Raw genomic sequence first — 23,509 nt, 5'->3', positions numbered from 1 at the left:
GTCAGAACTGCCGGATGAGCATCCACGTGGCCACGGCGAGGAAGAGCACCCCCGAGACGCGTTGCACCGCATAGCCCTTCGCCGTGGGTTCGGTCGCGTCGGGATCCCTCACCCAGCCCCGCTGGAGCCGCCTGTTCACCCGCCACAGCAGTTGCGGGCGCAGGACCTGGATCAGCCCCATGACCAGGAAGAGGCACAATATCGGAACGAGGACCGGGCCCCCGCTTCCCCCGGACGCCCGCACCGTCATGTCGTGATACATGCGTACGCGGATGCCCTGACGGCCGGCCCCAAAACGGTTTCCGACGGTCCGAGGCGGGGTCGTACGAGCGATAACTCGGTGGCAGAGCAGGGACCTTGAGGAGGATCATGCCCCACATGACTGAGCGACCCGCGCGATGGACCCAGGCGACCGTGTACCCCGACATGTGGGCGAATCCGGACGACGATCCCCGCAACAGCGAAGGTCCGAGTCCGGACGGCGAGCTGCCGACGCTGCAGGACTTCCTGACGAACTACCGCCTCACCCTGCGCATGAAATGCGAGGGCCTCAGCCCGGAGCAGCTGGCCCGCCGGTCGGTACCGCCGTCGACGATGTCCCTGCTCGGCCTGGTCCGGCACCTCGCCGAGGTGGAGCGGGACTGGCGCAACTGGATCACCGACGGAGACCCGCTGCCGAAGCTGTACGGCAAGCGTGACGCGGACTTCGACGACGCCGTCGGCGAACAGGCCGTGGTCGACGCGGCGTTCGCCGACCTGGAGCGTGAGCAGGCCGCGACCGACGCCGCGCTGGCCGCGTACGCGGACCTGGGCGAGCACGTCGGCAGGGAGCGGATCGCCGTACGGGAACTGCTGGTCCACCGGATCGAGGAGTACGCCCGCCACTGCGGCCACGCGGACCTGCTGCGCGAGTGCGTGGACGGACGTGTGGGACAGTGACCGGGGCGCACGGCTGAGCACACGTGCGGAGCGGTCCTGAGCTGCGTCACATCTCCTGCGGCGCGCTCCGATGGCAGGCCCCGCGTCGCCCGCCCCGCGTTCACGCTCCCGTCGCGCGCAGCTGCTCGATGGCGGTGTCGAGGGCCGCCTTCAGGTGGGTGGAGTCGCCCGTCGACATCATGATGGTCACCCCTCCCTGGATGCCCGCGAGCAGCGCGGCGGCCGTCCGGTCGACGTCGACGTCCGGGGCGACCAGACCGTTCGCGCGCAGGGCGCGGATGCCGCGGGCGAGCTGGTCCTGCCATTGCCGCATCAGTTCCGCGACGATCGCCCGGGCGCCCCTGCTCGACCGTCCGACCTGCAGGAACAGCGACCCCAACGGGCAGTGGTCCCCTTGACGTTCGTAGCGGTCCACGACCGCGTCCCGCCACTGCTGCCAGGACTCCCAGGAATCCAGTCGTCCCAGGTGCGGCTGCTGGTCCTCCAGGACGCGGTCCGCTTCGAACCGGGCCACCGCCAGCAGCAGTTCGTCCTTGCCGTCGGGGAAGTAGTGGAAGAGCTGGCTCTTGCTCGTGCCGGTGCGGCTGCGGATGTCGTCGAGGGTCGCGAAGGCCACGCCCTGCTCGCGCAGCACGTCGGCCGCTCCCTCGACGATACGGGCCCGCGTGGCACGGCCCTTCGCGGTCAGTGCGCCCGGCATGTCGCCGCCTTTCCGGAACCTGAGTGGACTGCCGGGTCCAGCGTAAGCGCGCGGGTCTCGCCCACCCACCCGAACAGGAGCGGACTGGACTTGCCGGTCCATTTTTGGCGGCGCACAGTGGTCCGCGCAACGGCGAGACAAGGGAGAGTGTGTCGTGAGTGAGCGACTGCAGGGCAGGACAGCACTGGTCACGGGGTCGACCAGCAACATCGGGCAGGCGATCGCCGAGGCCTTCGCCGCCGAGGGGGCTCATGTCGTCGTCTCCGGACGCAACCGGGAACGGGGCGCCCGGGTCGTCGAGGGGATCCGTGCGCACGGCGGCCGGGCCGACTTCCTGGTCGCCGACCTGGACGGCAGCAAGGATGCCTCGCAGGACCTGGCCGACCGCGCCCGAGAGGCCTTGGGCGGCCGCATCGACATCCTGGTCAACAACGCCGGCGTCTACCCGGCGCCCGCCACCACCGCCACGGACGAGGCGACGTTCGACACGGTGTACGGCGTGAACGTGAAGGCGCCGTTCTTCCTCACCGCCGCCGTCGTCCCCGGCATGGTGGAGCACGGCGGTGGCGTGATCATCAATCTCGGTTCCTGGATCGCGCGCCTGGGCGTGCCGCTCGGCGCGCTCTACAGCTCCACCAAGGGGGCGATGGAGACACTCACCCGGGCCTGGGCCGCCGAGTTCGGGCCGTTGGGCGTGCGGGTGAACGCCGTGTCGCCAGGTGTGATCCTGCCCCCGACCCCGGAAGGCCGCGAACCGCACCCGGGTGAGGTCATGATGAAGGGCACCCCGGCCGGCCGCGTCGGCACGCCGGAGGCCATCGCGCACGCCGCGCTGTGGCTGGCCGGCGACGAGGCGGCCTTCGTGCACGGCTCCGTGATCGACGTGGACGGAGGCAGGACGGGGGTGGCCGTCATCGCCGCGTAGGCGCGCGCGGAGCGGTCGGGGCATGACCGCCCCTGCCGCTCCCGGCGTGGCCCGACCCGGCCCGGTTATGTGCCGAGCGCGTTCCCCGCCTCACGCCACTCGCTGGGTGAGCAGCCGTAGACGGACTTGAAGGCCCGACTGAAGTGGGCGGCGTTCCGGAAGCCCCAGCCGCGGGCGACGGCGGAGACGGTGCGGCTGACGCGGGCGCGGCGCAGCAGTTCGCGTGCGCACTCCTCGATCCGCCGCTGCTGGATGAGCCGGTGCACCGTGGTGTCCTCGTCCTCGAAGAGCACGTGCAGGTGGCGCAGCGAGATGCCGTGGGCGTCGGCGACACGCGCCGGTGACAGGGCCGGATCGCGCAGCCGCGCGTCGATGTGGGCGCGGATCTCCGCGATCAGCAGTGCGCGCGGGGTGCCCGGTGCGCTCCTGCCGCACCCGCGTGCCTGTTCGTCGACGAGTGTGGCCAGGAGGTTGGCGAGGTGCCCGGCGAGGCGTTCCCTGACATGGCCGGCGAGGGCGGCGGCACCGCAGGCGACGTCGGTGGCGAGGGGCCGCAGCAGGGCCGCCACGCCGTCGCCCGCCGGGATGGCCCGGCCGGTGACGCGGGGAACGTGCAGCGCGGACGGACCGAGAGCGCGCTCGGGCAGGCGCAGGGCGTACAGGTGGAACGGCGTGTGCTGGTCCAGCGCGAAGGGCCGGCGCAGGTCGAGCAGGGCCAGCTGCCCGCCGCGTACCACGGCTTCGCGGCCGTCCTGCCGTACGGCACCGGTTCCCTCCTCCTGGACGAGCAGGACCAGGCCGTCGTCCCCGGCGGCGGACGTCGCGGGGGCACTGCGGCTCAGTCGCAGCGGTGCCGCCCTCATGGACAGCAGCCGCAGCCGGCCCGCGTCGCCGGAGCCGAGCGTGCCGTGGAACTCCGCGGCCCCCGAGGGCAGGGTGACCTCCACGGGTGCCAGCCGCCGCCGTACCGCCTGCTCCCACTGCCGGGCCCGCTCCGGCCCCGGCACCGTCGCTGTGCTGACCTCGTCCTGCACCGCGGCCCCTTTCTGTCGTCCGGTCCCGGCGGGACGGATACGTGACGTCTTCAGCCTGGTCGGGCGCATCGGGGCGGGGTTAGGTCATATGACCTGTGCTTCGTGAGGGGTGACTCGACCCGTGCGCTCAGAGGCATGCCCCGGTGCACGCCCGGCGTGTTCTCCGGGAGGGACGCGGCTAGGGTCGGCCGGGCAGCCGTCGGGGCGCGCGTCACGTCGACGGGTTCGCCGCATCCGGCATGCCGACAGGCGCCGGCGAGTCAGGAGTACGCGTGTGAATGCCGAGCGACCGCGGGACGGCTTCCTTGTGCTGGAGGCGGAGGCGGAGGCTTTCGTACGGCGTCACCGCTGCCCCGTGGTGCCGCGCGGCACCGATCCGGGACAGGCGCGCGCCGAGATGGCGGTGCTGCTCGGGCGGGGTGGCGGCCTGCCGGACGTGGACGAGGAGTGGCTGGCCCTGCCGGGTCCGCGCGGTGACCGGGTCCGGGTGCGGGTGCTGCGGCCCTCGGGCGTGGCGGGCCCGCTGCCGGTGGTGCTGTTCCTGCACGGCCTGGGCTGGATGCTCACGGACGCGAACGCGCACGACGCTCTGCTCGCCGACCTCGTGCTCGGCGTGGACGCGGCCGTCGTCGTCCCCGAGTACGACCGGCCGCCCGAGGCCCGGTATCCGGTGGCCCTGGAGCAGGTGTACGCCGTGGCACGGTGGCTGGCGTCGCACGGCGGTGAACGCGCGCTGGACGGCGGCCGGCTGGCGGTGGCCGGGGTGTCGGCCGGGGCGAACCTCGCGGCGGCGCTGGCCCTGCTGGCGAACCGGCGCGGTGGGCCGCGGCTCGCCCATCAGGCGCTGGTCTGCCCGGTGACGGACGCGCGCATGGACACCGCGTCCTACCGGCGGTTCGGCGCCGGGTACTTCCTCGACCGCGAGGCCATGGACCGGTTCTGGCGGCAGTACGTCCCCGAGGACGCCGACCGGCTCACCGCCACGGCGTCCCCCGCACGGGCGACGGACGCCGAACTCGCCGGTCTGCCGCCCACGTTGGTGATCACGGCGGAGGCCGACGTGGTCCGCGACGAAGGCGAGCGATACGCGGCGCGGCTGCGGCGGGCACGAGTGCCGGTGGTGTCGATGCGGTACCACGGCACCGTGCACGGTTTCCTGCTGTTCGAGCAGTTGCGCGGCACGCACGCGGCCCGGGCGGCACGCTCCCAGTTGCTCGACACCCTGCACGAGGCCCTGCACGCCTGGCCCGGGTGAGCCGCTAGGACGTGCCCTTCTCCAGCGCCCGCGCCAGGGCGGCGCGCGAGGCGATGCCGAGCTTGGGGAAGACCTTCGCCAGGTGTCCGCCGACGGTCCGCGGGGACAGACTCAGCCGCGCGCCGATCTCCTTGTTGGTCAGCCCGTCCGCCGCGAGCTGGGCGATGCGCAGCTCCTGGGCGGTGAGCGAACAGGCGCCGCGCTCACGGCCGGTGGTGGAACGCAGTGCCTGCTCGGCACGCTCGGCCCAGGGGGCGGCACGCAGGGCACGGAACGCCTCCAGCGCCCGCTCCAGCGTCTGCCGCGCCCGCGGACGGCGACGGTCACTGAGCCGCACCCCGTGCGCCAGCCGCAGCCTCGCCATCTCGAACGCCCATTCGTCGGCGTCGGGCACGGCGTACGCCGCCTCGAACAGCGCGTCGGCGTCCTCATCGGTGGCGGCGAGCGCCCGGGCGGCGGCGAGCAGGAACGCGTGGTGCGGGGAGATGTCACCCATGCGCGCCGCGTCGCCGGCCGCCACGTGCGCCCGCGCCTGAGCGGTCCGTCCGGTGCGCAGGGCCGCGTCCACGAAGTCGAAGAACGGCAGATGGAACCAGGGCAGGCCGGCCGGCAGCACGCCGGGCGGGGTCAGTGAGGCCAGGACGGAGTACGCCTCCTCGTCGCGGCCGTGGGCGAGAGCGGCCAGGGCACGCAGATGGGTGAGATGGTCCGTCACGAACGTCATCCCGGCGCGCTCGGCCGGCGGCCGGATCGCGTCGTCCAGGGCGCGGAGGCCTTCGTCGTCACCGCGTCCGGCGAGGACGTGGGCCCAGTGGTGCCGGAAGAGCAGGGCGTTGCAGTGGTAACCGAGGGCGTCGGCCGCCTCGGCCTCGCGCAGGCACACCTGCACCTGGTCCCAGTCGCCGCGCAGATAGTTCTGGTAGCCGCCCGCCTTGGCGATGCTGCCCTGGGTGGCGTAGGCGTGCTGGCCCAGGAAGCGGCGCCACAGCGAGGCGTCGGCCATGTCGACCGCAGCGGCCGTCCACAGCAGCAGCCAGGCCGCGCCGGCCTGCTGTTCCTGGCTCATGGCGGCGGCCGTCGCACGCAGTTCGGCTCCCGTGCCGTGGGCCGTGCGGGCCGGGTCCGACCAGGCGCGGCGGCACAGGTCGGCCAGCGCGGAGACCTGGTGCCGGTGGGCTCGCAGGGCGGTCCAGCCGCGCGGGTCCGACGTGTAGACGCTCGCCAGCAGCAGCTTGAAGTAGACCTGCTCGGCGAGGTCGTCGAACGGCCCGGCGCCCGAACCCGTCCGGGCCAGCTCGGTGAGGGCCTGCGGGAGCAGGGTGAACGACGACGCGAAGTCGACGTGGTGGCTCTGGTCGACGTAGACGACGGCGTAGGCGTACAGCGGTGCGCTGTCGGCGGGGACGGGCGCGCCGCGCAGTTCCTCGACGAGTTTGGCGGCGTACGGCAGCCGTCCGCCGCGGGCGGCCATGGCGGCGGCCCAGGTCAGGCGGCGGGCGCGGGCCCCCGGGGCGGTGCTCAGGGCGGCCGCGCGGTGCAGCAGGAGGGCGCCTTCGGCGTCGCCGCCGCGCAGCGCGAGCCGGCGGCCGGCCTCCTGGAGCCGCCCGGCGAGGTCCTCGTCGGGCAGCACGGTCGCGTCCGCCTCGTGCGCCAGCGCCCGCGGGTCGTCGTGCGGCAGGGTGGCGGCCAGCCGGCGGTGGGCCGCCCTGCGTTCGGGTCCCGAGGCACGGGCGACCACGGCTCCGCGCACCAGGGGGTGGCGGAAGGTGAGCCGGCCGTCCGGTTCCAGGTGCGCCAGTCCGCTGGTCTCGATCTCGTCCAGTACGTCGTCGGCGCGCCGCGGGTCGAGGCCGTCCAGCAGGGCCGGCGTCACCCACGTCGCCGCCGTCCCGCCCAGCGCCGCGTACAGCAGCACGTGGGCGGCGTCGCCGGACAGCCGCTCCAGTCTGGGGGCGAACAGGCGCTCCAGCCGGTGCCCGAGCGGGAACCTCCTCGGCAGCGGCATCACGCCGCGCGCCTGGTCGGGGTGGAGGTGCACGGGCAGTTCCACGAGGGCCAGCGGGTTGCCCGCCGCTTCCTGGAGGATGCGGTCGGCGGTGGTGACCGCCAGGTGCGGGTGCCGGGTGCGCAGGAGTGTGCGGGCGTCGTCGCCGGCCAGCGCGGTCAGGTCGACGACGGTACCGGGCCTGCCCTCGGTGGTGGGGCCCTCGGGACGGCCCGCGCTGACGAGAACGACGGGCACCTCGGCGGTTCTGCGCTGCAGGAAGGCGAACACGGCCGCGCTGGAGGAGTCCACCCACTGCAGGTCGTCCACGAGGACCAGCACAGGGCGCATGCGCGCCTCCCCCGCCAGCAACGCCAGTACGGCGGCACCCACCAGGAAGCCGCCGCGCACGGGTTCCGCGGCCTCCCCCAGGGCGAAGGCCAGCGCCCGCCGCTGCGGCTCCGGCAGCGCGCGCATACGGCCCGTGAGCGGCCACAGCAACTGGTGCAGCGCGCCGAACGTCACGCCTGCCTCGGCCTCGGAACCGACCGCGCGCAGCACGGTGAAGCCCAGGGCGCGCGCCTCGGCGTGGGCCCAGTCCAGCAGCGCCGTCTTGCCGAGGCCGGGGGCGCCTTGCAGGAGGGTGCCGGTTCCGCCGCTGCCCCGGCGGGTGCCGTCCAGCACCCGGCGCAACAGGGCCTGCTCGGCGGTGCGACCGGCGAGTGCCGGGCGGTGCTGAGGCTGCGGAACAGGGGAGGTGAACCCGCCCGGCGACGCCGTCTGTGCGGCGCGGCCCGCGGCCGAGGCGGACGGCGACGGCGACGGCGGGACGGTGTCCGCTTTCGCCCCGGTCGCAGCCGTGGCGTGTTCGGCGCCCGGCGCCGGGGGCGCGTCAGGCCGCACGGTCCGCGTCCCGTCGCGCATCGGGGGCGGTGCACCCGGTGCGGGACATCACGGTGGCGGGGGCGCTGCGCTCGGCACGCGACACTCCGCCGGCAGTCGGACCGGTGTCCCCGGCGCGCGGCACCGGTGCGGCGGCGCCGTCCCGCGCCAGGTCTGCGTGCACCTGGCCCGGCGCCCGCCCCGCCGTGGTCAACTGCCGCCATTCGCGCGGCGAGTGGCCGTACATCCGGCGGAAGGCCCGGCTGAAGTGGGCGGCGTTGACGAAGCCCCAGCGGTGCGCCACGGCCGCCACGGCGGGCGCGGCCCCACCCTGACGGGCCAGTTCGCGGGCGCACTCCTCCAGCCGGCGGCGCTGGACGAGCCGGGCGACGGTGATGCCCTCGTCCTCGAAGAGCCGGTGCAGATAGCGCACGGAGATGTGGTGGGCGGCCGCGACCGTCTCCGGCGTCAGAGCCGGGTCCTCCAGATGACGGTCGATGTGAGCGCGGATGCGCAGGACGAGTTCACCGCGTCCCCGGTCGGCGCCGCCGAGCGGGCCGCGCTCGGCCACCAGCGTGCCGAAGAGGTCCTCGACACCGGCCGCGAGCCGCGCCGCCACGGCCGGGCCGTAGGAGCCGGCCGAGTCGAGGAGCCGTAGGAGAAACGGGCCGAGGATGGCGCCGATGCCGTCGCTGCCGCTGATCGCGGTCGCCGTCAGGTGGCGCAGGTCGTCGTCGGAGACGTCCAGCCCGCGGCGGGGCAGGTGGACGACATGGCAGGCGAACCGGCCGGGGAAGTCGAGGGTGTACGGCCGTGCCGTGTCGTAGACCAGCATGTCACCTGCGCCCGCCGAGGCGTGCCGGCCGTCCTGGAGCAGGGTCGCGGTGCCCGCCGTCAGGACCACGAGTCCCACGAGCGCCTCCCCCGGCACTCTGCGGCTGAGGCGCTGGCCGTCGGCCCGCAGGGAGCAGACGCGCAGATGTCCGAGGCGGCCGCCGGTGATCCGTCCGGCGAGAGGGCCGCTGCCACACGGTGTCACGGCCATCGGGAGCAGGGCGGTGCCGAGTGCGGCGCGCCAGCGGTCGAGTCTGTCCCCGACGGGCACCGTGTCCGTCGACAGCACGAGGTCCACGCGGTTCTCCCCTCTCTCCTCGGCAGCAATCAACCAGGCGGGCCGGCATCGGCACCAGGCACTTCACAGGCAGAAAGACGCGGTGCCGGGCTGTGCGCGGACGGGACAGCGCCGTGCGCGCTCAGGCAACTCGGGGCGCCCGGGCCCGCGTAGGGTGGCGGGGACGCCTGCGCCGGGGCGGCGGCCGCGGTCATCGCGTGTCCAGGCGGGCGAGCCGGGAGTGGGCCTCGGCGACCCGCTGGGGGTCGGAGCCGGAGCCCAGGGTGATGCAGCGCGTGAACGCCTCACGTGCTTCGGCGACGCGGCCGGCGCCGAGGAGGACGTCACCGAGCGCGAGGAGATAGCGGCTCTCCAGGGCGATGTTGCCGTCCGCCCGGCACAGCTCCACCGAGGCCCGCAGGTGCTCCACCGCCTCCTCCCGGCGGCCGAGCCGGCCGAGGCTGCGGCCCAGGCCGGCGAGCGCGTTGCCCCGGGTGACGGCGGCGATGTGCGGCTGGACGGCGTCGGCGGCCTCGTCGAGCCGCACGAGGGTCTGCCGGTACACCTCGACCGCTTCCTCGTCGCGCCCGGCACCCTGCAGGTCCAGGGCGCGGGCGAGCAGGGCCTGCAGAAGGCCGTGCACGTCGCCTGCGGCCTCGAACAGGGCGATGGCCCGAGCCGTGTGGTCGAAGGCCCGGTAGCGCTCGCCGAGCAGGTTGTGCGCCCAGCCGGCGTACTGGTGCGCCCATGCCTGCTGGAGGCGGTCACCCGCGCGCCGTGCGGCGGCCAGGGCTCGGGCGGAGTACTCCAGGCTGTCGCGGGGCCGGCCCTCGCACAGGAGCACGGCCCAGGCGTAGTAGTTGAGCTGGGTGGCTTCGAGCTGGGGGTCGCCGAGCGCCTCGGCGGAGTGCGCGGCGGCGCGGAAGACCTCCGGCCAGTGCCCCCAGAAGATCCACTGGTCGGAGAACCAGTGCAGGGACTCGGCCACCTCGACGACGGTGGCGTGCTCGCCGTCCGCCGCCGCCGCGTGCAGGGCGGCCAGCCAGTTGACCGCTTCGGCCTGGAGCCACTCGCGTGCCTTGTCGGCGCTGGACAGGTCGACGGTGCCCTGCCAGGTGGGGGGCGGCGCGCCGTGGTCGGGTTCGTACCACCGGCCGGCCACGACGGCCGTCCGAAGCAGCCAGCGGTTCATCGACCGCCGGGCCTCTTCGACGTCCTCGGCGCTCTCCTCGGCGGTGAGCCGGGCACGGCCGTACAGACACAGCAGGTCGTGCAGCCGGTAGCGGTCGCCGTTGGTGCCGAGCAGGCCGGCCTCGACCAGTTCCTCCAGCGTGTCCTCCGCGTCGTGGAGGTCCTGACCGGTGAGCCGGGCCGCCCCCGCCGCACCGACGTCGGGTCCGGGAACCAGGGACAGGCGCCGGAACAGACGGGCGGCGGTGGGCGTGAGCTGGCGGTAGGACAGGTCGAAGGCGGCGGCCACCCGGATGTCGCCGGCGGACAGCGCGTCCAGCCTCCGTTCCTCGTGCGCGAGCCGGTCGGCGAGCCGGCTCAGGCTCCAGCCGGTGCGGGTGGCCAGCCAGTTGCCCGCGACCCGGAGGGCGAGCGGCAGGTGCTCGCACAGCCGGGCGACCTCGTGCAGCGCCTCCGGTTCCGCTGCCGCACGGTCCTCGCCGACGAGGGCGGTGAGGAAGGCGGCCGACTCGGCGGGGTCGAGCCGGCCGAGCGGCAGCCGGTGCACGCCGTCGAGTCCGGTGAGCATGCGGCGGCTGGTCACGAGGACCAGGGTGTGGCCGGCGCCGGGCAGCAGCGGGCGCACCTGCGCCTCGTCACGGGCGTTGTCGAGGACGAGCAGGCAGCGGCGGTCGGCGAGGACCTGGCGGTAGAGGGCGGGGTGGGCCTGGGGCCCCGACTTGGCCAGGTCGCGGTCCGGGACGCCGAACGCCTTGAGCACCCGGACCACCAGCTCGGAGGGGGCGGGCGGGGCGTCGTCGGTCCCCCGCAGGTCCACCATGAGCTGGCCGTCCGGGAAGCGGTCGGCGAGCCGGCGGGCGGCGCGCAGCGCGAGGGTGGTCTTGCCGGTGCCGGGGGCTCCGTGGACGGTGACGACGACGGGCTGGGCGTCCGTGGCGCCGCCTCCGGATCCGTCGTCGTCCGCGGGCGGTCGGGCGAGTTTCTCCAGCTCCGCGAGTTCGTCCGCGCGGCCGACGAAGTCGTCGACACCTCGGGGGAAGGAGCGTACGCCGACGGGACTGTATCCGGGAGTACGGCCGACCCGGGCGGCGGCCAGCAGCCGTTCCCGCTCGGTGTCGTCGAGGCCGAGTCCGTCCGCGAGCGCGGCGACCGTCCGCCGCTGCGGGGCGGCCCGCCGTCCGCGTTCCAGATCACCGATGCCGCGCACACTGACGCCGGACGCGTCCGCCAAGGACTCGATCGTCAACGACTTCGCCCGTCGCATCTCCCTCAGCAGCGGCCCGAAGGCCGCCTCGTGCGCGGACATGCCCGCCCCTTCCACCCGCCCTATTACTTGAACATTGTAGGAGATGTCGGAAGTGTTTTTGATCAAGCAGGGAGAACCGATGAGTTCCGTCCCACCGTGGGGTCTGCAGAAGGAACGTCCCGCGTCCGCAGGAGGCCCGGGACGAGATCACAAGGAGTGTGAGCCCCGTGGAGCCGGACCGGGAGCACGTGAGCGCCACCCTGACGGTCCCCGTAGCCGCGGCGAGGGTGTTCGCGGTACTGGCCGACCCGAGGACCCACGCATCGATCGACGGCACCGGCTGGGTCCAGGAGCCCGTCGACCCCGCGCCGCTGAGCGAGGTGGGACAGATCTTCCGGATGGCGATGTACCACTCGGGCCATCCGAACGGTGACTACCAGGTGGTCAACCAGGTCCAGCTGCTCGACCCGCCGCACACCATCGGCTGGCTGACCGGGCAGGAGCTGGACGACGGAAGCCTCGAACTCGGCGGCTGGCTCTGGCGGTACGACCTCGAGCCGCTCGGCCCGTCCGAGGCGGAGACGCAGGTCACGCTGTCCTACGACTGGTCGGCGGTGCCGGACCACATCCGGGCGCGAGGCATTCAGTTCCCTCCGTTCGGCCCCGATCACCTCGTCAACTCCCTGCGCCACCTAGCGGAGTTGTCCGTGACCGGAGAGCCGGGCGCCCCCGTCGACGCGGTGCGCGACTGAACCGGGGCCGGTCTCCTGGACCGCGGCACCGGCCCCCGTGGACCAGGAGGCGCAGGTTCCCACTGCGGAGTCCACGGGGGCCGACTCGCCCTCCAGTACCCACCGGCCCGCCCGGTACGCCCCAACCAAGCCGAACGCCCCGTTTGTTCCGCCGGGCAGCCCCCGCCTCGACAGCGCCCGGGACGCACGAAAAAAGGTGGGCCGGCCCTTCCGGGCCGACCCACCCCACGGGCGCCGTCGTCCGTGACGCCGTCCACGAACCGCTCAGTGCGCGCTACCGGTCATCACCATCGGTACCAGCGACCCCGGCGGCCCCCACCGGCCGCCGGACGGACCACGAAACCGAGCAGCCACACCGCGAGCACGATCACCGCGACCCACCACAGGGCCTTGAGCGCGAAGCCCGCACCGAACAGAACCAGAGCCAGCAGCAGAACCAGAAGCAGGGGAACCATCGTCATCAACCTCCTGGCCGTCGTGTGCTCCCGACCCGCCCCGGCAAACACCCGATCCACGCGTTACTTTCACGAGGCGGCGGGCATACGGGCGCGGCGTGCACGCCCTACGCGGTACGGCAACGGGCGGCCCGGGCTACCGCGAGGGTTTACGGCAGAGCCAACGCACGGTTGATGCGGGGCACGTTGGGGCTGCGTACGTTCTTGTCCCAGCCGGGATGACCTCCGGCAACCACCACAAGGGGGTAACCATGAAGCGCAGGCTGGCCGGTGTCCTGACCGTCGCCGCTCTCACTCTGTCGGGTGCGGCCGTGGCCGCGGGACCGGCGACCGCCGCTCCCGCGAGCGCCAAGGCGTTCAGCTGCAAGCTGGTGTGGCACGACAAGAACACGGCGGGCGTGAAGTGCACGGGCGGCACGTTCATCGCCGCGGCCAAGTGCAAGAACGGCCGCGTCGCGCAGGGCGCCGCCGCCGCGTCGGGCACCACGTCGTACGCCTACTGCACGTCCTACGGCTCGTCCCTCAGGACGCCCGTGCAGGCGTGGGGGATCAAGGTCTGAAACCTCGCTTCCCCGGTCGGCTCCGCAAGCCTGTGCCGACCGGCGGGAGTTGAGGCTCAGAGCTGAACAGCGTCGACGCAAGCCGCGGTCTCCGGCCGCCCGGACAGCGTTCCGGGCGGCCGGAGACCGTTGCGCTTCGCTGCCTCGCACGGGCGTACCAAGAGTGAAGTACCGCGGCTCGCACCGCCTGACGGGTCCTGCCCTGGCACTCTGCTGAGAGTGATCACGAAGAGGGATCACAGTCGGCTCGTGGGGGGCGGATGTGACGCATCGGCATGCGGTCGGGGCTGTCCCCTCCCCTGGTCCGGACACGGAGCCACCGCTCGAGGTGCCCCGTCACGTCGCCTGTGTGATGGACGGCAACGGGCGCTGGGCCGCGCGGCGTTCGCTGCCGCGGACGTCGGGGCACCGGGCCGCGGAGACGTCGGTGATCGACGTCATCGAGGCGGCCAGGTCGGCCGGAGTCGGATGGCTGAGCCTGTACGCGTTCTCCACCGAGAACTGGCGTCGCCCGCACACCGAGGTCGACTTCCTCATGCGGTTGGTGCGCCGCGTCGTACGCAAACACGCCCCGTTGCTGCACGCGCGCGGGATCCGCTGCCGCTTCCTGGGCGTGACCGATCCGCGCGTCCCTCCGGCGCTGGCCCGGGACTTCGCAGACCTCATGACGCTGACCGGCGAGAACCGGGGCATGACCCTGACCGTGGCCTTCGACCACGGCGGGCGCAGGGACATCGTCGAGGCGGCGCGCTCCCTGATCCGCAGCGGCGTGCCGGCCGAGGCCGTCGACGAGGAGCAGTTCGCCGCGCACCTGCCGTTCCCGGACACCCCCGACGTCGACCTGGTGATCAGGACGTCCGGGGAGCAGCGCATCTCCAACTTCATGCTGTGGCAGGTCGCTTACGCCGAATGGATCTTCCCACCGGTGTTGTGGCCCGACTTCCGCGCCCCGCACTTCCTCGAGTGCCTGCACACCTATCAGCAGCGCGATCGCCGCTTCGGTGGCGTGCTCCCGCACCAGAACGGAGACTCCGGACCGTGACCCACGCAGACAGCGGCTCGCCCGACAGCACCGGTGCCGGCACGACAGCGCACGACGGGCACTCCTCTCCGGCAGGTGCCGAGTCCGGGGCGCGCGGCCTGGGGCCCGACTCGCGGTTCCGCGCACTCTTCGACGACCCGCGCTGGGCACTCGCCATCGTCCGGGCGACCGTGCTGGAAGCGGCTCACCCGCAGATCGGTGCGGCCCTGCTCGACAGCTCCACGTTCGTGACCCACCCCTGGCGCCGGCTGCGCAACACGTTACTGAGCCTGCAGCGCATGTTCGGCCCCGACGACCACGTCCGGCAACGGGAGGCGGCCCGGCTCAACCGGCTGCACGCACGGCTCAACGGCACCGACGCCCGGCACCGCCCGTACGACGCACTGGACCCGGCGGTGCGTGCCTGGGTGGTGGCCACGCTGTTCGAGAGTGCCGTCACCATGTGCCGGATGAGCGGGCAGCCCCTCGACCAGGAGGCGACGGAGCAGCTGTACGCGGAGTTCCAGGCGTACCTCGCGGCCCTGGGTGACGACGGGGGTCATCTGCCGCCCACCCTGCACGAGTTCTGGAGCTACTACGACCGGGTGGTGGAGGAGGAGCTGGAGAACACGGAGGCCATGCGCATCATCCTCTACAAGCTGTTCGACCACCTCCCGGCGCCGCCGCTGCTGCACGGGCTGCCCACTCTCTGGGCCGCCGGACGCGCGGTCGCAGGCCCCGTCATCGGGGCCGTCACCGTGGCGTCCCTGCCCGAGCCGTTCCGCCGCCGGGCGGGCCTGCCCGAGCTGCCGGGCACCCGGACCCTGATGCAGGGGGCCTACCTGGCCGTCGGACTGGCCCGCCTGCTGCCCGAGGGATGGGTCTCGGCCGAGGGGATCACCGACCTGCTCGCCCTCTCCCCCGGCAGCGACGACCCGCGGGCGCGCACGGTCGCCGCCCTGCGGGACAGGATGAAGCGGGCCGGGGCGCTGATCCGGCTCCTCACCCCGCTTCCCCCGGAACCGGAGCCCGCCGCGGACGACGGCACGCGGCGCAGCGCGGAGGAGTTCTTCGCGGAGGTGCTGGACCAGACCGGCAACGGCTACCTGGACTGGCCCGACCTCGCGGCGATGGCCCGGGAGCTGTCCGGTCGCCTGGACCTGGACGAGCCGGAGGAGACCAGGCTCTACGACGCGTTCGCCGACTGGTGGCGTGAACTGCAGTCCGCCCTCGACACCGACGGCGACGGCCGCATCAGCGCCCACGAGTACGCCGCGGCCGTCCCCTCACTGGCCGGCCCGGCGCTCATCAAGGTCGCGGAAGTCCTCTTCGACGCCACCGACAAGGACGGCGACCAGACCATCGACGCCGAGGAATACCGCACCTTGTTCCACACGGCCTTCCTGCGCGACCCGGCCGGCACACAGGTGGCGTACACGCGCAGCGCGTTCGTCAAGGACTTCCTGTCCTTCATGTCCGGCCGCCGCCGCTCCACCGCGTACGACCCGCTCCTCGCGGACGCCTGACCGCCGCCCGCTGCCCGCTGCCCGCTGCCTCAGAGGTTGGTCAGCAGGTCGGTGAACGGCTGGGCGGATTCCGTTCCCGAGTGGCCGAAGGGGGCGTCGAAGCTCCAGACCAGGAAGAGGAGGAAGACCACCAGCGCGCTGAAGGCGGTGGCGAGGAGGAGTTCGCGGGTGGAGCGGCGGATCTGGAGGGTGTAGAGCAGACCGAGGGTGACGACGCCGCCCGCGACGAGGCCGAACCAGACCGCCCCCGGCAAGGTCGTTCCGGCGCTGTCCAGGCGCTGGTGGCGGGCGTCGTCCGCGGCGGCGATCTGGTCCAGGAGAGGCTGGTAGGCCTGCGACTGGAGTTCGTCGGTGGGCGTGTGGTGGGCGATGTCGCTGCGGATGCGCCGCAGCAGCGTGGCGCCGGAGGCGTCGACGGGCTTGTCGTCCTGCATGGCCGGCCATTCGGTGCTGACGGCGTGCCGGGTGTAGTCGTCGATGTGGTGCTGCACCTGGGTGCGGAAGCCGGCCGGATAGACGTCCAGGCGCTGGTCGACCTCGTACAGGGCCTGCGCCTCCCGCTGGACGGTGTCCTCGGCCGCGCCGCGGGCTTCCCACACGCCGGCGATGGCCAGGCCGACGACGATGGCGTAGACGACTCCCACCATCATGACCATGTACTCGAGCACGTCCGGGGTCTCGGAGGTGTCCTCGTCGTCGGCGACGCGGCGGTGCCGCACGACCGTGGCGACGATGACGAGAAGACACACCAGGACGGACGCCACGGTGTAGACGAGCCACTCGGGCACAGCACAACTCCAGGGTTGAAGAGGGTGGTTGGGGCAGGTCGGGGGGCGGTCTTGCGTGATCGCGTGACGGCCGGTCGCGGCGGGCGGTCAGCGCCGGCTGCGGCGGCGGGACGCGGGGCGCAACGCCGCGGCGGCCAGGATGGCCGGGGTGGTGACGACGACGGTGGACATCGTGGTCGGCATCCCCGCTCGGACCGGCCGCCGGGGGCCGCCGGTGTAGTGCCGTCGGGGCAGCCACCGAAACGCCTTCGGTGACGTGCGCGCGACGGCGGGCTTCAGCGCGAGGGGGCGAGCGGGCGCGACTGGTGCTGCGCGCCCGGGCGCGGGTTTCTCTGCCCCGGGTTCTTCGGACGCGGGTTTTTCGGCGGCGGCCGACGGGGCCGGTCGACGGTGCGGCGGCGCCGCCGGAGAGGGCGGCGCGGACGGTGTCGACGTTTCCGGAAAGGCGGCCGCGGGTCGCGTCGGCTCGGAGGCCGGTACGGCGGCGGGTGAAGACGGCCGGCACGGCGGTTCGGCCGCGCTCTCGCCGTCGTGCACATCGATCCATACGTCGGGAGCGCACACGACGACCCGCGTGGCCGTCGACGTGTGCTCGGCGATCACGCCGACGTCACCGTGCTGAGGGAACGGACACAGAGCGGCAACTGCGCCGAACCCGACACTGATCCAGCCTCCCACCAGCGACTCCTTGCGGTCACCACACCCGGTTGCGTCACGCTCCCGGGCCCGCTGCGACGGACCCGGTGCCGCGTCCCTGCGACGGCACCGGACGTAACGATCATGGGTGGGCGGGGGACACGGACGCCGTGCTGGAAGTGAGCGCCGAGGCCATTCGACGGATCATCGGACCGCGTGCCCGGCCATGGGAGAGCTGGTGTCTGTCTAGGAGGGCACGAGCGGCAGGTCGTCCGTGTAGGCGTTGACCGGTGGGGCGACCTGCTCGGTGCTTCGGACGTCGAGGGCGGCTTCCGCGGTCCTGGTGCCGAGTGCGCCCCGGGGGTGCCAGGATCCCGTCACGGCCAGCCAAGTGTTGGCGGGCGGGGCCTGGGTGCCGTACATCCGCACCTTCACGGTCTGCGAGTCGGCCGCGCAGCACGTGAAGATGATCCGGGTCAGGTACCAGCCACCGCCGCGCCCGGCCGGGGTGGCGAAGCCGGTCATCCGGACGGTGCGGCCCCTGATGCTCAGGCCGCGGTCCTGCTGGACCCGGGCGGTGAAGTCGCCGAGGGTCATGGGCAGCGGCGAGGTCGCGGGCAGCGGATCGAACGCCTTCTGTTCCTTGACCGCCTTGTCGTTGGACCGCGCCGCCGTGTACGCGCCCAGTGCCGGCGGGGCGTAGAGGAGCAGACTCAGCGCCGGGAGGAACAGCAGCCAGGCGACGCCCGGCACCCGGGAGTGGTCGTGGCCGTGGACGTGGCCGGCGTGTTCGGTGTGCTTCTCGGTCAGCACCGCGGCGGCCAGACCGAGGAGCACCAGCACCACTCCGGAGACGATGAGCAGCGGGCGCAGACCCTCCTTCACATAGCGCAGGTAGAGATCGGTGAAGAGGGCCGCGTGCAGCAGGCCGGTGCCGGTCAGGACCAGAAGGAGTGCCTGCGCGGGGCGTTTCACAGCAGTACCCCTCCGATCAGGGCGCTCGCGGCGACCGCCATCACGGTGGTCGCCGCGGAGAAGCGCCAGGCGAAGGCACGGCCGAAGGTCCCCGCCTGAAGGGCGATCAGTTTGAGGTCGACCATCGGCCCGACCACCAGGAAGGCGAGCCGTGCGGTGGGCGAGAAGCCGGTGAGCGACGCCGCGACGAAGGCGTCGGCCTCCGAGCAGACCGCGAGGACGACGGCGAGCCCGGCGAGGAAGAGCACCGACAGCCAGGGGGAGGCCGAGAAGGTGTCCAGAACGGACCGCGGCACCGTGACATTGAAGGTGGCGGCGGCCATCGCGCCGAGGACGAGGAACCCGCCGGCGTGCAGGAAGTCGTGCCGGCAGCCCTGGAGGAACTCCCGTCGGCGGCTGCGCCCGGTGTGGTGGCCGGTGTGCCGGACGGTGGGCCTGAGCCACTCCTCCCTTCCACGCCAGAGCCACAGCCAGCCCATCACGGCGGCGGTGGCGAGCGAGGCCAGCAGACGGGCGGCGACCATGGCGGGGTTGCCGGGGAAGGCGACGGCGGTGGCGGTCAGTACGACGGGATTGACGGCCGGAGCGGAGAGCAGGAAGGCGAAGGCGGCGGCCGGAGTGACCCCGCGGCCGATCAGGCTGTTCGCCACAGGGACGGACGCGCACTCACAGCCGGGCAGCACCACCCCCGCGACGCCGGCCACGGGAACGGCGACCGCGGGCCGCTTGGGCAGCACGCGCGTGAACAGCTCCGCCGGTACGAACGCGTTGATCGCGCCGGACAGTGCCGTGCCCAGCAGCAGAAAGGGCAGCGCCTGGACGGTGATGGCCAGGCAGACGGTGCGCCAGGCCTGCACGGCCGGGTGGCTCAACCACCCGGTGCCCACGAGAAGCAGCACGGCCGCCGCGCCCGCGGCCCCCGCGAGGGCGGCCCGCAAGGGCCGGCGCTGCCGGAGGCGGGGCAGGGCCGGAACGGCGGCGGCGACCACCGGCCCCGCCGCTCGATCAACCATCTCATCCGTTTTCTGCATGTTCACCCCGGATGTCAGCGTCTGACCGACCATAAGCCGAAGACGGCCCTCAGCCCCGCCCACACGCCGGTCCCGCGGCGGTGGGGAGCACGCCCGGGGGCACGGCACCGCCGACGGACAGCGGCCGGCACCGGAGCCCCTGTGGCAGACGCAGACCCAAGAGCCCCTCGATTCCCTGAGGGACTCTCGGCCGGGTCGGACGTGAGGTCTACGAGGTGGACGCTGTGGCCACCTCGTCGTCCGGCTTCGTGTCCGTGGTCTTCCTCAGCAGCGCCTCGGCCGCGTAGGCGCCCGGTCCCAGGCAGGCGATGAGCAGGAACGTCCAGCAGAACACGACGGCGGGCTCGCCTCCGTTGTCGATCGGAAGGAGCGCGTTGGGCTGGTGCACCGTGAAGTAGGCGTACGCCATCGATCCGGAGCAGATGACGGCCGCCGTCCGGGTGAACAGGCCGAGGGCCACGAGGGATCCGCCGGCCAGTTCGATGAGCGCCGCCCACCATCCGGGCCACTGCAAGGCGGGTACGGTACCGCCGCCATGGGCTCCGCCCAGGACGCCGAACAAGGATGCCGCACCGTGGCAGGCGAACAGGAACCCGATCACCAGGCGGAATGCGGCCTGCACGATCGGGCGGACGGTGCGTAAGGGGGGTGCCGGTGAGAAGTTCATGGGGGTCACTCCTCGGTGGATTGCCGTGAGCATGACATTTCATGTCTAGCTCCGACCGCGAGCCGGCGCCACCGGCCGGAAGCTCTCAATTTCCTCTGAACGAAGGACTTTCTGAGGGGGGCACTCGCCTCTGCGGCGCGCGGACGGCGCGTCGGCGGTCAGTCGGGGAGCAGTAGGCGAGCCGTTCTTCCCGGTGGGACGCAGACCGTGCGGTCCGGCAGCCGCACGTCGATGGGCTGCAGGTCGGACGGCGGAACGCTGATCTCCAGCCGGCCGCTCTCCAGGTGCAGCCGCACACCCCAGTGGCCCTGGTAGTGCAGCGAGAAGCCGTACGACGAGACCTCCGGCAAGGGGACGGGGGCCAGCCACAGCGCACCCTTGCGCGTTTCGAGACCGGTGAGCCCCCGCTGCACCAGGTCCAACGTGCCGGCCATCGCGCCCAGGTGGATGCCCTCGCCCGTCGTGCCGCCCTGCAGGTCGGCCACGTCGCCCTTGAGTGCCTCCAGGCAGAAGGCCCATGCTTCGGCGCGCCGGGCCCGGGCCAGGATCCAGCCGTGCACCAGGCCGCTGAGCGTGGAGCCGTGACTGGTACGGGCAAGGTAGTAGTCGACCGTGCGCTGCCAGGTCTCGTCCGCCAGTCCGTATCCCAACCGGTCGAAGAGGGAGCGAAGTTCGGTGGGTGAGAAGAGGTAGCCGAGCATGAGCACATCGGCTTGTTTGGACGCCTTGTAGCGGTTGACGGAGTCGCCCTCGGCCTCGAGGATCCGGTCCAGCCTCCGGATGTCGTCGTACCGCTTGCGGTAGTCGTCCCAGTCGAGTTCGGCCAGCTCACCGTAACCGTCGAACTGGCTGATCACACCGTCGTGGAAAGGGACGTGCAAGGTGCGGGAGACGTCCTCCCACTGCTCGAGCTCACCCGCGTCCAGGGCCGTGCGTTCGAAGAGCTCACGCCGGCGCGGTGCCGGGAGGTCGCGCAGCACCTGCAGCGTCCGGGTCAGTACCCAGGCGGCCGTCACATTGGTGTAGGCGTTGTCGTCCAGGCCGGGTGTCGCCGCCTCGGGGTAGGCCTCGTGGTACTCGTCCGGGCCGACCACCCCGAGGATGCGGTGCCGGCCCAGGTGCTCGTCCCAGGTGGCGGAGTCCGCCCAGAACCGCGCGATCTGCAGCAGCATCTCGGCGCCCTTGGTGTGCAGGAACTCGGTGTCGCCGCCGGCCTCGCAGTACTGCCACACGTTGTACGCGATCGCCGACCCGACATGGTGCTGAAGATGTGTGTGGTCCGGCAGCCAGCGCCCCGATCGCGGGTTCAGGTGGAGCCGCTGGGTCTCCTCACGGCCGTCACTGCCGCTCTGCCACGGGTACAGCGCCCCCCGCCGTCCGATGGCCCGCGCTGCCGCGCGAGCCCGGTCCAGCCGGCGGTGACGGTAGAGCAGCAAGGCGCGCGAGACCTCGGGGAAGTGCAGGTTGAGAAAGGGCAGCACGAACACTTCGTCCCAGAAGACGTGCCCGCGGTAGGCCTCTCCGTGCAGTCCACGGGCCGGCACCCCGACGTCGAGGTCCGCGGTGTGCGGAGACAAGGTCTGCAGGACGTGGAACAGGTGCAGCCGCAGGATGTCGCCCGGCTCCCCGGGAACGTCGATCTCCGCCCGGCGCCACAACTGGTCCCATGCCGTGAGATGGGACTCCAGCAGTTCCTCGTACCGGGGTGCGGCGGTCACCCGGTCCACAGCCGTCCGCAACGGATCGCTGATCGCCGGATCGCGCGAGGTGTGCAGCGCGACGGTCTTGTCCACCGTGCGGGTACGGCCGGGCTCCAGGAGGAGACGCAGCCTCTGCACGGCGCGAGCGCCCTCGTGCGCGTCGGTGCTGGGCTCGTCGGTGCTGGGCGCGTCCGAGGTGAGGCGGGCCGCCATGGCGATGCGGATGTCCGAGGTGCGGGTACGGCACCGCAGCCATACCGTGTCCTGCCCCGCGGTGCCGGTGTGCACATGGGTCAGGTGGCGCCCTTCCAGACCGCGGTACCGCGGGACTCCGGCGTTCATGACTCCGCCGTCGAGGGCCGCCTCCACCTCCAGGTCCGCCTCCGCCCCCTCCACCGTGAACACGGTGCGCAGGGCGGCGAGGTGCGGATCGGCCATGTGGACGAGGCGTTGCTGCCGGACGGACAGCGTCCGTCCCCCGTCCAGTCCGTACCGGGTGACCCGCTCCAGCAGTCCGGAATCAAGGCGGAGCACCTGGCGGTGCTCCCTCACCGGCGCCGTGTCCGGCGTGAGCCACGCACCGCCCGCCACGCGGAAACGCAGCGGCAGCCAGTTGGGGAGGTTGACCATGTCCTCGTTCTCGACCCGCCGCCCCGCCACGACGGAGGTGAGCCGGTTGTAGCAGCCGGCCGCGTAGGTGCCCGGGTAGTGCACGTCGTCCGCGTCGCACTCGGGCAGTGCTCCACGGGTGCCGAAGCAGCCGTTGCCCAGCGTGCACAGTGACTCGCGCAGCCGTTCGTCCGCGGGTTCGTATCCCTCGTACTCCCAGGTCCAGGCCGCCATGCGGGTTCCCCTTCGCCGCTCCGGTCCGGGAAGCCCGGATGAAGGTTCCTGCCCGACCAGTGTCCCCCCGAGGAGCACGTCACGCCGGTGTCCCGGATCGGGGGCACCCCTCGACGCGGCCCGGCAGGGGGGTGCGGCGTAACCGGGCCGCGTCCTGTCACACCCGTTGGGGGACGACCGCGACCGGGCAGGCCGCTCGATGCAGCAGGGTGTGCGTCACTCGGCCGAGCTGGAGACCGAAGTGGCCGGACCTGCGGCGTACACCGACGATCGCGAGGTCCGCGGCGGCCGAGCGGTTGACCAGCACCTTGCCGGCCGGGCCCTCGATCGCCGCGCGGCGCACCCGCACGGCCGGGTGGTCCGCGGCCGCCTCGGCGATCAGCGAGTCGATCAGGGCGACGGCACGTTCGTCATGCCGGTGCGCCGGTTCCGTCGCCGACGTCTCGTGATCGGCATACTCCGGCGCCGGGCAGCGCCACGTATGGACGACGTCCAGCTCGCAGCCGCGCGCCTCCGCCTCCCGGAAGGCGAACCGGACGGCTTCCGCGCTCGTGTCCGCGTCCTTGACGCCGAGCAGGATCCGCTCATGGGTCGCGGCCAGGGCGGCCTTGTCGCCGCGAACGACGATGACCGGGCAGTACGCACGGGCCGCGACCGCCAGGCCGACGGAACCCAGCAGTGCCTCCGCCACCTGCCCACGTCCCCGGGATCCCGTCACGAGAGCGGAGGCGTTGTCGCCTTCGCCGAGGAGAGCGGACACCGCTTCCGCGGGCACCGTCTCGGTGGAAACCTTGAGATCCGGGTTGTTGCGCTGCGCTCGTTCCGCGGCGGACGCCACGATGTGCTCGGCCAGAACCCGCTCCGAGGCGCGTTCCCGGCTCATCGTCGGCATCGTCCCTTCGTAGCGCTCCCACAAGGATGCGTAGACAAGTCGCAAGGGCAGACCGTGGCGGGCCGCCTCGTCCGCCGCCCAGTCGACGGCCACAAGGCTGCCGTCCGATCCGTCCACGCCTACGACGAAGGGCAGTTCCATGACGCCACCGCCTTCTCTCGGGCTGCCTGTGGTGCAGCAGGGGCTGTCACTGTCACGGTCTCAGCTGGGCGACGGCCCGGGCATGAGCGGTTCGGCCCTTCCCCGGGACGTTCGGCCCGGCCGTGTGCCCCTGTCGGCCCATGAGCCGTGCGCGCCGCCCGACGGTCCCTGAGAGCAGGAGACCGGTGGATGACCTCCCGCGCCGACGGCTCCGCCGTGGCGGTCGTGGTCGCCCCCGCAGGCGGCAGGCGTCCG

At 72.9% G+C, this 23,509-nt stretch carries 20 protein-coding genes; 7 read left to right on the top strand and 13 right to left on the bottom strand.

All coding sequences use genetic code 11. The features are described 5' to 3' along the window. Window position 1 precedes the first annotated feature (1 nt). Window positions 2–262 (bottom strand): DUF6199 family natural product biosynthesis protein, encoded by a 261-nt coding sequence (locus tag AB0E88_RS30790; RefSeq protein ID WP_361637484.1) that lies wholly within the window; start codon window positions 260–262, stop codon window positions 2–4. A 116-nt stretch (window positions 263–378) separates the two neighbouring features. Between AB0E88_RS30790 and AB0E88_RS30785 the strand changes: the two genes are divergently transcribed. Continuing rightward, window positions 379–939 (top strand): DinB family protein, encoded by a 561-nt coding sequence (locus AB0E88_RS30785; protein ID WP_361637483.1) that lies wholly within the window; start codon window positions 379–381, stop codon window positions 937–939. 100 nt (window positions 940–1,039) lie between these two features. Here AB0E88_RS30785 and AB0E88_RS30780 read toward each other — a convergent pair whose 3' ends face one another. Further along, window positions 1,040–1,639, bottom strand: coding sequence for a TetR/AcrR family transcriptional regulator (locus tag AB0E88_RS30780; protein ID WP_361637481.1), 600 nt, complete (start codon window positions 1,637–1,639; stop codon window positions 1,040–1,042). 154 nt (window positions 1,640–1,793) lie between these two features. Between AB0E88_RS30780 and AB0E88_RS30775 the strand changes: the two genes are divergently transcribed. Further along, window positions 1,794–2,564, top strand: coding sequence for an SDR family oxidoreductase (locus AB0E88_RS30775; protein ID WP_361637479.1), 771 nt, complete (start codon window positions 1,794–1,796; stop codon window positions 2,562–2,564). A gap of 65 nt (window positions 2,565–2,629) precedes the next feature. On the opposite strand, the gene AB0E88_RS30770 is transcribed toward AB0E88_RS30775, so the two are convergent. Next, window positions 2,630–3,598: a helix-turn-helix domain-containing protein gene (locus tag AB0E88_RS30770; protein WP_361637477.1), complete on the bottom strand. Its 969-nt coding sequence runs from the start codon at window positions 3,596–3,598 to the stop codon at window positions 2,630–2,632. A 274-nt stretch (window positions 3,599–3,872) separates the two neighbouring features. On the opposite strand from AB0E88_RS30770, the gene AB0E88_RS30765 reads away from it, so the two are divergent. After that, window positions 3,873–4,853 carry an alpha/beta hydrolase gene (locus AB0E88_RS30765; RefSeq protein ID WP_361637476.1) on the top strand — a complete coding sequence of 327 codons (981 nt, stop codon included), beginning with the start codon at window positions 3,873–3,875 and terminating at the stop codon, window positions 4,851–4,853. Between the two features lie 4 nt (window positions 4,854–4,857). Here the strand turns inward: AB0E88_RS30765 and AB0E88_RS30760 are convergent, their stop codons facing one another. The 3 genes from AB0E88_RS30760 to AB0E88_RS30750 all read right to left on the bottom strand — a co-directional run bounded on the left by AB0E88_RS30760 (window position 4,858) and on the right by AB0E88_RS30750 (window position 11,327). Then, window positions 4,858–7,740, bottom strand: a complete 2,883-nt coding sequence (locus AB0E88_RS30760; protein WP_361637474.1) for a LuxR family transcriptional regulator — start codon at window positions 7,738–7,740, stop codon at window positions 4,858–4,860. Then, the gene (locus AB0E88_RS30755; protein ID WP_361637472.1) at window positions 7,730–8,851 is read right to left on the bottom strand and encodes a helix-turn-helix domain-containing protein; all 1,122 of its coding nucleotides are present in this window, start codon (window positions 8,849–8,851) and stop codon (window positions 7,730–7,732) included. The genes AB0E88_RS30760 and AB0E88_RS30755 overlap by 11 nt, the downstream gene beginning before the upstream one ends. A 190-nt stretch (window positions 8,852–9,041) precedes the next feature. Then, complete coding sequence (locus tag AB0E88_RS30750; protein WP_361637470.1) at window positions 9,042–11,327, bottom strand: helix-turn-helix domain-containing protein; 2,286 nt, start codon at window positions 11,325–11,327, stop codon at window positions 9,042–9,044. A 167-nt stretch (window positions 11,328–11,494) separates the two neighbouring features. On the opposite strand from AB0E88_RS30750, the gene AB0E88_RS30745 reads away from it, so the two are divergent. Then, the gene (locus AB0E88_RS30745; RefSeq protein ID WP_361637469.1) at window positions 11,495–12,019 is read left to right on the top strand and encodes a polyketide cyclase; all 525 of its coding nucleotides are present in this window, start codon (window positions 11,495–11,497) and stop codon (window positions 12,017–12,019) included. Window positions 12,020–12,303: 284 nt separating this feature from the next. Here AB0E88_RS30745 and AB0E88_RS30740 read toward each other — a convergent pair whose 3' ends face one another. Then, the gene (locus AB0E88_RS30740; protein WP_361637512.1) at window positions 12,304–12,474 is read right to left on the bottom strand and encodes a hydrophobic protein; all 171 of its coding nucleotides are present in this window, start codon (window positions 12,472–12,474) and stop codon (window positions 12,304–12,306) included. 251 nt (window positions 12,475–12,725) lie between these two features. On the opposite strand from AB0E88_RS30740, the gene AB0E88_RS30735 reads away from it, so the two are divergent. The 3 genes from AB0E88_RS30735 to AB0E88_RS30725 all read left to right on the top strand — a co-directional run bounded on the left by AB0E88_RS30735 (window position 12,726) and on the right by AB0E88_RS30725 (window position 15,581). Further along, window positions 12,726–13,034 (top strand): hypothetical protein, encoded by a 309-nt coding sequence (locus AB0E88_RS30735; protein WP_361637468.1) that lies wholly within the window; start codon window positions 12,726–12,728, stop codon window positions 13,032–13,034. 328 nt (window positions 13,035–13,362) lie between these two features. Then, entirely contained in the window at window positions 13,363–14,076 is a 714-nt protein-coding gene (uppS, locus tag AB0E88_RS30730; protein WP_361637466.1) for a polyprenyl diphosphate synthase, read from the top strand. 98 nt (window positions 14,077–14,174) lie between these two features. Further along, complete coding sequence (locus tag AB0E88_RS30725) at window positions 14,175–15,581, top strand: oxygenase MpaB family protein (RefSeq protein ID WP_361637510.1); 1,407 nt, start codon at window positions 14,175–14,177, stop codon at window positions 15,579–15,581. 29 nt (window positions 15,582–15,610) lie between these two features. Here the strand turns inward: AB0E88_RS30725 and AB0E88_RS30720 are convergent, their stop codons facing one another. From AB0E88_RS30720 to AB0E88_RS30695, 6 genes are all read right to left on the bottom strand, one after another. Further along, window positions 15,611–16,369: a DUF4239 domain-containing protein gene (locus AB0E88_RS30720; RefSeq protein WP_361637464.1), complete on the bottom strand. Its 759-nt coding sequence runs from the start codon at window positions 16,367–16,369 to the stop codon at window positions 15,611–15,613. Window positions 16,370–17,251: 882 nt separating this feature from the next. Continuing rightward, the gene (locus tag AB0E88_RS30715; RefSeq protein ID WP_361637462.1) at window positions 17,252–17,980 is read right to left on the bottom strand and encodes a TIGR03943 family protein; all 729 of its coding nucleotides are present in this window, start codon (window positions 17,978–17,980) and stop codon (window positions 17,252–17,254) included. Continuing rightward, complete coding sequence (locus tag AB0E88_RS30710; protein WP_361637508.1) at window positions 17,977–18,879, bottom strand: permease; 903 nt, start codon at window positions 18,877–18,879, stop codon at window positions 17,977–17,979. The genes AB0E88_RS30715 and AB0E88_RS30710 overlap by 4 nt, the downstream gene beginning before the upstream one ends. Window positions 18,880–19,219: 340 nt before the next feature. Beyond that, window positions 19,220–19,678: a DoxX family protein gene (locus tag AB0E88_RS30705; RefSeq protein ID WP_361637460.1), complete on the bottom strand. Its 459-nt coding sequence runs from the start codon at window positions 19,676–19,678 to the stop codon at window positions 19,220–19,222. Window positions 19,679–19,836: 158 nt separating this feature from the next. After that, on the bottom strand, window positions 19,837–22,221 hold the full coding sequence (locus AB0E88_RS30700; protein ID WP_361637457.1) for a glycosyl hydrolase family 65 protein: 2,385 nt from the start codon (window positions 22,219–22,221) through the stop codon (window positions 19,837–19,839). Window positions 22,222–22,378: 157 nt separating this feature from the next. Then, the gene (locus AB0E88_RS30695) at window positions 22,379–23,254 is read right to left on the bottom strand and encodes a universal stress protein (RefSeq protein WP_361637454.1); all 876 of its coding nucleotides are present in this window, start codon (window positions 23,252–23,254) and stop codon (window positions 22,379–22,381) included. Window positions 23,255–23,509 lie beyond the last annotated feature (255 nt).

Origin of the sequence: Streptomyces sp. NPDC028635 (genome assembly GCF_040637635.1) — a bacterium.
Taxonomy (GTDB): Bacteria; Actinomycetota; Actinomycetes; order Streptomycetales; family Streptomycetaceae; genus Streptomyces.
The sequence above is the reverse complement of the archived record's forward strand: the minus strand, read 5'-3'. Positions and strand labels throughout refer to the sequence as shown.

Bases quoted from the DNA above. Each gene is read 5' to 3' on its own strand.
- AB0E88_RS30785 (WP_361637483.1), top strand. From the start codon at position 379: ATGACTGAGCGACCCGCGCGATGGACCCAGGCGACCGTGTACCCCGAC.
- AB0E88_RS30705 (WP_361637460.1), bottom strand. From the start codon at position 19,678: ATGAACTTCTCACCGGCACCCCCCTTACGCACCGTCCGCCCGATCGTG.
- AB0E88_RS30790 (WP_361637484.1), bottom strand. From the start codon at position 262: ATGTATCACGACATGACGGTGCGGGCGTCCGGGGGAAGCGGGGGCCCG.
- AB0E88_RS30695 (WP_361637454.1), bottom strand. From the start codon at position 23,254: ATGGAACTGCCCTTCGTCGTAGGCGTGGACGGATCGGACGGCAGCCTT.
- AB0E88_RS30740 (WP_361637512.1), bottom strand. From the start codon at position 12,474: ATGGTTCCCCTGCTTCTGGTTCTGCTGCTGGCTCTGGTTCTGTTCGGT.
- AB0E88_RS30735 (WP_361637468.1), top strand. From the start codon at position 12,726: ATGAAGCGCAGGCTGGCCGGTGTCCTGACCGTCGCCGCTCTCACTCTG.
- AB0E88_RS30780 (WP_361637481.1), bottom strand. From the start codon at position 1,639: ATGCCGGGCGCACTGACCGCGAAGGGCCGTGCCACGCGGGCCCGTATC.
- AB0E88_RS30750 (WP_361637470.1), bottom strand. From the start codon at position 11,327: ATGTCCGCGCACGAGGCGGCCTTCGGGCCGCTGCTGAGGGAGATGCGA.
- AB0E88_RS30700 (WP_361637457.1), bottom strand. From the start codon at position 22,221: ATGGCGGCCTGGACCTGGGAGTACGAGGGATACGAACCCGCGGACGAA.